The following is a 6,518-nucleotide window of genomic DNA, read 5'->3' on the forward strand; positions in this document are numbered from 1 at the left end:
TGCCGCCCGCCATGGGGTGGAGCGGCGGGGCCGGTTCACCACCATCGCCACCACGCCCCACACAAGCAGCGCCAACCCGGCCCCAATCACCAGGCCGTGGAACGCGGGAGCCATGAGCAGTTGAAGGCGACCACTGGCCCAGCCCTGCACCAGAGTGACCCCACAGCACAGGAGCGCCAACGGCGGCCAGTGCCAACGGGCCACGGCAGACCGCACCCTGGACCAGGGGGATGGGGGACCAGGTTGGTTCATGGTTCAGAGCATGAGAAAATTGGTCCACTGGCCCGCCAGCAGGGCCAGCACACCACAGGCCAAGCCCACGAACACCATGGCCGAGCGACAAAATACCGTGCCGTAGAGACCCAGGGATTTCAAGTCAATCACCGGACCTAGAATCAGAAAAGCCAGCAACGCGCCCGGGGTGACCTGGGAGGCAAAGCCCAGCGCCAAAAAAGCGTCCACGCTGCTGCAGACGGAGATCACCACCGCCAGCAGCATGAGGGCCAGTATCGAGAGGGTGGGGGCCTGGCCAACCGCCAGCAGCCAGTCCCGGGGCAGGGTGGTTTGCAACAAGGCTGCAACTGCGCACCCCAGAATCAGCAAGCTGGCCAGCTTGACCAGTTCGTCCATGCCATGGAGCACACTGAGGCGCCAGGATTTGCCCCGCTCAGTTGACGGCAGGGACATGGGGACGGGATGGGCTGACCCGATCAGGCCGGCGGAGTGCTCCAGCAAGGAGCCAGCGCCGGCAGGTTGGTGAAAGCCCCGCTCCCGCACCAGGTTGGGCGCCAGGATGGCGCCGTCCTGCTGGAGACGCAGCAGGACAGCTACCAGAAGCGCCATGGCCAGACCCGCTGCGGGCCGCGCCCAGAGCAACCAGGGCTGATCCGGAAAGGCGGCCCAGGTGGAGGCCAGGACAATGGGATTCAGCACAGGGGCGGCGAAGAGAAACCCCATGGCCGTGGGGAGCGGGCTCCCGGATGCCAGCAGTTGGCGGGCGACCGGCACGTTGCCGCACTCACAGGCTGGCAGGGCAAACCCCATGGCGGCGCCCGTGAGGGGACCCAGGAGGGGATGATCGGGCAGGCACCGGAGCACCGGGCCAGGGGGAAGCCAGTGGCGGGTCATGGTGGCCAGCACCACGCCAATGAGCAAAAAGGGTACGGCCTCCAAAAACAACGCCTGAAACACGGACCAACTTGTGAAAAGATGGTCAAGCACCATGGCTTCTGCTCTTCACTGCACGGGGGCTAGATTAGGGTAAAAGCCTTGGGTGGTGGACTCTGCCAACATCCAGGGGTGATTTAGAGCCATCCCAACCGTTTCAGTTCACAATAGATAAATGGCTGGCGCTCTTTCATAAAATTAGCATCGTACCGGCATTTATTCTCCAGAAAATCTTCAACGTACTGTCTGCGTCTTACTTTCACCTTTTTTCTATTCAGTCCAAGATTCTGAATCGTATTCTTAATCTCTTTTTGTTCTAAATCGGTCAGGGATGAGTTAGGAACTACGATCCAGTCTTCATCATCATCTTCCTGAAGCTCTACAACTTTATGAGTAAGCCGGGTGGGATCGTATTTCTCAGGGATGAGGTGGTTTTTCTTACCCTCGTTGTCAATCACCTGCCAGGCCCAGCGCAGGTTACTCCACTCATAAGCCAGATAAGCTGGGCTACAAGACCTGGGCTGAAAATGATCGATGCTATGGCTATGGCGCAGTTTACCGTTCGGTTGGCGTTCGTCTTCCAGGACAAAGCAGGAGTAGACACAGCGATTGTTGTAGCCTGTACGTAGGTCATCCTTGACTGCCGTCCAAAAGTTGCCAGCACCACTTCCCCAGATCCTGCTGCTACTTTTCGGCTTCTGCTGGGGATCCTGTCCTTGCCGTTGCAAGAAGTCCAGGCCTCTTTGCCGCACTGTTGCATCAAAACAATCTGGCTCTTGTGGCATTGGTATGCGAATCATGGTCGCCGGCCACCCTGCCGCTCGGCAAAATGCCAACGCCAACGATTCCAGAAGGGATCGGTGCTCCCCAATACCTTCTGCAACTCTTGCTCAAGACGCTGCAACTCTTGTGAATCTACGGCCTCCCCCCGCTCTCTTTGATGAATTATCCTCAGCGCTTCCCTGAGGGTCTTCTCCCGCTCCAGGGAGCCGGTGCCGTGCTGATCGAAGGCTTCACTCCGCAGCCAACTGTTGGCGTCCCCCAGCCGCGCAAAATTCTGCGGAGTGAGCTCCACCTGCCTGGTTTCCGGGTTCAGGTCCAGATCCCACCAGCGGTCCTGCTCCGGGTCAAAGTGCGGTTCCACCGAGGCCATCACCAGGGGAGAGTGGGTCACCAGGAGAAGCTGCACAGCCGTCTGAGCATGAAGTCCCTCCACCACCTGCAGCAACGCCTTCACCACCCGCCGCTGCCAGGAGGGATGGAGATGGGCTTCGACTTCGTCAATCAGAAAGATCATCTGGGGGGAAGGTGGTTTGGCCAGAAGTTCGCTGGCCCGCTGATGCTCCTGCCAAGCCCACACCAACAGGTAGGACAATGCCAGAATTCGGCGCACGCCCGAGGAGCTATGTATCACCGACACTGGTATCTCGTCCGCGCCAATGATTGTGGGATAGTCGGTTGCGTCGTCGCGACGAAGGCGGCGCAGTGGCCCCGGCTTCAATATGTTGGACTCGGGAGAGAGCACTTTCAGCACCTGCTCCAATTGTGCAAAGACCTCGCCGTTTTCCCTCTGCCAGCTGGCCCAGTCCCGTATCAGTCCGTTGCACAGCCAGTTGCGCTCGTCGGCAGCATTGATTTTGCCCCTCCACACTTGCTGGTTGTTGAACACATAGGCCTTGATCTTCTCCGGCGCATCACTGTTGCCCTTGCGCTTCCAGGCGTTACGGGCCGGGTCCCACAGAGCAAAGGAGCCATCGGCCATGGCATAGAGCACCAGCCCCGGGTTCACGGGGCGACCGACCGGGCCAACCCAATCCTCCTCCTCCAGATCAAAGCGGCAAGCATATTCCCTCTCTTGCTGCTGCTCCCCGTCCACAGTGAACGTCAACACGGCCTCCTGCTTGCGATCCCGGGGCAACGCCATGGCGCCGCTGGTCAGGCCTGGATTCACCTCCTGGGGCCACCGCCTGGTGAGGCAATACCAGGCCACGTCCAGCAGGAAGCTCTTGCCCAGGCTGTTATCGCCGGTGATCAGATTCAGGCGTGGCGCCAGGGAATCCATGGCTAACTCCGGCGCTGGGCCTGCATTTTTCAGATGTAAACGGCGGAGCATGATGTGAATAGCTGTGGCGATCCACCTGGAAACAGGTCAAGGCTAAGACCCCACGGGCGTAGATGCCATGGGGTAACGGGAGACGGTCTTGTGAAAGAATCCAGAGTTACCGCACCACCACAGGCTCGTGAGCGACACCCGGCGACCCATCTTCCCCTTCACCGCCATCGTGGGGCAGGAGGAGATGAAACTGGCCCTGCTCCTCAACGTGGTGGATCCCCGCATTGGCGGGGTGATGATCATGGGTGATCGAGGCACGGGCAAATCCACCGCCATCCGCGCCCTGGCGGCCCTGCTGCCGGAGATTGCCGTGGTGGCTGATGATCCCTACAACAGCAGCCCCCGGGACCCGGACCTGATGAGCGCCGAGGTGCTGCAACGGCTGGAGCAGGGGGAAGCCCTCCCCACCGAGCAACGGCAGGTGCCCATGGTGGACCTGCCCCTGGGGGCCACGGAAGACCGCCTCTGCGGCACCATCGACATTGAACAGGCCCTGAGCCGGGGGGTGCGGGCCTTTGAGCCGGGCCTCCTGGCCCGGGTGAACCGGGGCATCCTCTACGTGGATGAAGTGAACCTGCTGGATGACCACCTAGTGGACGTGCTGCTGGATGCGGCCGCTTCGGGCTGGAACACCGTGGAGCGGGAAGGGGTGTCTGTGCGCCACCCGGCCCGGTTTGTGCTAGTGGGATCTGGCAACCCGGAAGAGGGCGAGTTACGCCCCCAGCTTCTGGATCGTTTTGGCTTGAGCGTGGACGTGCGCACGGTGCGGGAGGCGGAACTGCGGGTGCAGATCGTGGAGCAACGCGGCCGTTTTGACGGAGATCCCCAGGGCTTCTGCCAGACGCAGCAAAGCCAGCAACAGGCCTTGCAGGAGCGCATCGGCCAGGCCCGTGAACGTCTTCCCCAGGTGCAACTGGATGCCGACCTGCGCCTGGCCATCTCCCGGATGTGTGGTGAGCTGGACGTAGATGGTCTGCGGGGAGACATCGTGAGCAATCGCGCTGCTCGGGCTTTGGCGTCCCTGGAGGGTCGAGATCAGGTGGAGGAAGAGGACGTGGCGCGGGTGGTCTGCTGCTGCCTTCGCCATCGCCTGCGGAAAGACCCCATGGAAACCGTGGATTCCGGGGCCCGGGTCGTCAAGGCCTTTTGCAAGGTGTTCCAACGGGCGGAACCGGAGACGTCCGAACCCTTCCAACTGGCCCTCACCTGACGGCTGGAGTGGTGAGGGTTCTGGGCATTGATCCCGGGTTGGCGAAGGTGGGCTACGGCGTGGTAGACACTACCGACCCCATGACCCTGCTGGCCTGTGGCGTCATCCGCACCCGACCCGGCCCCAGCTCGGGGGAGCGCCTGGTGGAAATTGCCCAGGATCTGCGCCAGTTGGTGGAGCAGCACGGTCCCCAACTGGCGGTGGTGGAGAAGTTTTTCTTCTACCGTTCCAGCAACACCATTGCCGTGGTGCAGGCTCGGGGCGTGGTGCTCATGACCATGGCCCACCTGCGGGTGCCCACATTGGAATACGCTCCCACCCAAGTGAAGCGAACCCTCACCGGTGATGGCCATGCGGACAAGGACCAGGTGCTGAACGCCGTGATGAAGGCGTTGCGCCTGGAGCATCCCCCCCGGCCGGACGACGCGGCCGATGCCATCGCCGTGGCCCTCACCGCCAAGTTTCACCAGTTCCATGACGATCAACAGCAAGGGTGAGTGGCGCCGTCTCTTGCGCCAGCGCCGCCGCTGCCTGACCCATGGGCAACGGCAGCACCAAGCTCGGGCCATGGCCACCCACCTGCTGGAGCAGGTGTTGCCGCGACTGGACAGGGACGCTCTGGTGGCCGGCTATGTGGCGCTGGCCGCCGAGCCGGACCTCACGCCCCACCTGCACGGGACTGTGGCCCTGGCCTTGCCTGCGGTCTATCAGGGTCGGTTGCAGCTGCGGCGCTGGAGCTGGGGGGAGCCTCTGGAGCCGGATGACTGCGGTGTGCCGGCGCCATGGATCAGCGCCCCGGTGGTGGAGCCCGATGCCGTGGCCATGCTGCTGATCCCCGCCGTGGCCATGCACCCGGACGGGTTTCGGCTGGGATACGGCGGCGGCTGGTACGACCGCCTACTGAGCCAGCCCGCCTGGGCGCAACGCCCCAGCCTGGGGGTGTGCTTCTCCTGCTGCACAGCCGTCCCCTTTGCCGTGGACCCCTGGGACCGCCCCCTCCACGGTCAACTCACGGAGAAGAGTGTGCAGTGGTGGCGGCATCCCTGGACAGGAGGGCCTGATGACCAGAAGTTTTGCGGTGAACGTTAAGAAAGCCGCACTCCTACTTTCCCTGGTTCACAATGAACAGAGTTATGGACCATGTCCGGCACCCATGGCGCAGGTATCACGGAAAGTCTCCCAAGAGGGTTGTGCAGGTGCAGGCCGGCACTCCTTCCCGGCCAAGGTGCTTCAGGAAGAACGCAACCTGACCCGGGCCAGTCATCCCGCCTTGGCCATGATGGTGAGTTCCATGGTGAACATGGTGCAGAAAGGAAGCCAGGACGGTCGCCACATCTGAGTTCTTCCCGGACCATGCTGGTCTGATTGACAGGGGAAGCATAGTGGCGACCGGCAGCAGGACGCTGGATCAAATGGTGGAGCGCCTGGCGGGGGCTTCGGATCCCAAGCGCCGCTATGCTTATGTGCTCTGGCTGGCCCGCAAGCTGCCAGCGGCAGAGCCCGGCCTCTTCTGTGACGACAACCGTGTGCGGGGCTGTGTCTCCCAGGTCTATGTGCGGGGGACCCTCCAGGAGGGCAAGCTGCACTGGCAGGGCGACTCCGATGCCCAGATCACCAAGGGGTTGTTGGCCCTGTTGATCCAGGGCACGGAGGGCCTGGAGCCCCAGGTGCTGGTGGCCATGAGCCCAGCGTTTATCAAGGAAACGGGCCTCCAAGCCAGCCTCACCCTCTCCCGCGCCAACGGCTTCCTCAATATCTTCAAGACCATGCAAGCCCAGGCCAGGCTGTTGGCCGCTGCTCCGTAGCAACAGCAGTGGCTGGCGCAGGTTGACGTGTGTACCCGCCACGTGCTGGATAACCAGACCAGCAGGGTGGCGAACCATCTGAGGAAGGCCCTGGGAGTTGTGTCTCGAAGACGGTGGAAATCACCAGAGGGTGATTTTCTGAGGGAGGTGATTGTTGCCGAATCAGTCAGCCAAGTCAAGGTTCAAGGGTTGGACGGGGTGGGCCAAGTGTGCCCAACCATCC

Annotated in this window: 9 protein-coding genes; 5 read left to right on the forward strand and 4 right to left on the reverse strand. The window is 62.2% G+C overall.

Annotation, left to right across the window (positions count from 1 at the left end):
* The 4 genes from FLM9_RS03965 to FLM9_RS03980 form a co-directional block, all read right to left on the reverse strand.
* On the reverse strand, positions 1-252 hold a 252-nt coding region (locus FLM9_RS03965; protein ID WP_438801331.1), incomplete at its 3' end, for a hypothetical protein.
* 3 nt (positions 253-255) lie between these two features.
* The gene (locus FLM9_RS03970) at positions 256-1,224 is read right to left on the reverse strand and encodes a permease (protein ID WP_074457367.1); all 969 of its coding nucleotides are present in this window, start codon (positions 1,222-1,224) and stop codon (positions 256-258) included.
* Positions 1,225-1,304: 80 nt separating this feature from the next.
* Positions 1,305-1,967: an HNH endonuclease family protein gene (locus tag FLM9_RS07955; protein WP_143324591.1), complete on the reverse strand. Its 663-nt coding sequence runs from the start codon at positions 1,965-1,967 to the stop codon at positions 1,305-1,307.
* On the reverse strand, positions 1,964-3,280 hold the full coding sequence (locus FLM9_RS03980) for an AAA family ATPase (protein WP_074457369.1): 1,317 nt from the start codon (positions 3,278-3,280) through the stop codon (positions 1,964-1,966). Before FLM9_RS03980 ends, FLM9_RS07955 begins: the two co-directional genes overlap by 4 nt.
* 127 nt (positions 3,281-3,407) lie before the next feature.
* On the opposite strand from FLM9_RS03980, the gene bchI reads away from it, so the two are divergent.
* The 5 genes from bchI to FLM9_RS04005 all read left to right on the forward strand — a co-directional run bounded on the left by bchI (position 3,408) and on the right by FLM9_RS04005 (position 6,295).
* Complete coding sequence (bchI, locus tag FLM9_RS03985) at positions 3,408-4,490, forward strand: magnesium chelatase ATPase subunit I (RefSeq protein WP_074457370.1); 1,083 nt, start codon at positions 3,408-3,410, stop codon at positions 4,488-4,490.
* An 11-nt stretch (positions 4,491-4,501) separates the two neighbouring features.
* Positions 4,502-4,987 carry a crossover junction endodeoxyribonuclease RuvC gene (ruvC, locus tag FLM9_RS03990; RefSeq protein ID WP_074457374.1) on the forward strand — a complete coding sequence of 162 codons (486 nt, stop codon included), beginning with the start codon at positions 4,502-4,504 and terminating at the stop codon, positions 4,985-4,987.
* Positions 4,965-5,579: a 5-formyltetrahydrofolate cyclo-ligase gene (locus tag FLM9_RS03995; RefSeq protein WP_074457371.1), complete on the forward strand. Its 615-nt coding sequence runs from the start codon at positions 4,965-4,967 to the stop codon at positions 5,577-5,579. Before ruvC ends, FLM9_RS03995 begins: the two co-directional genes overlap by 23 nt.
* Before the next feature lie 64 nt (positions 5,580-5,643).
* Positions 5,644-5,829, forward strand: a complete 186-nt coding sequence (locus FLM9_RS04000) for a hypothetical protein (protein WP_074457372.1) — start codon at positions 5,644-5,646, stop codon at positions 5,827-5,829.
* Positions 5,830-5,872: 43 nt separating this feature from the next.
* The gene (locus FLM9_RS04005; RefSeq protein WP_257242999.1) at positions 5,873-6,295 is read left to right on the forward strand and encodes a SufE family protein; all 423 of its coding nucleotides are present in this window, start codon (positions 5,873-5,875) and stop codon (positions 6,293-6,295) included.
* Positions 6,296-6,518 lie beyond the last annotated feature (223 nt).

The sequence above is a fragment of the Candidatus Synechococcus spongiarum genome (assembly GCF_900047545.1).
GTDB classification, from domain to species: domain Bacteria; phylum Cyanobacteriota; class Cyanobacteriia; order PCC-6307; family Cyanobiaceae; genus Synechococcus_B; species Synechococcus_B spongiarum_C.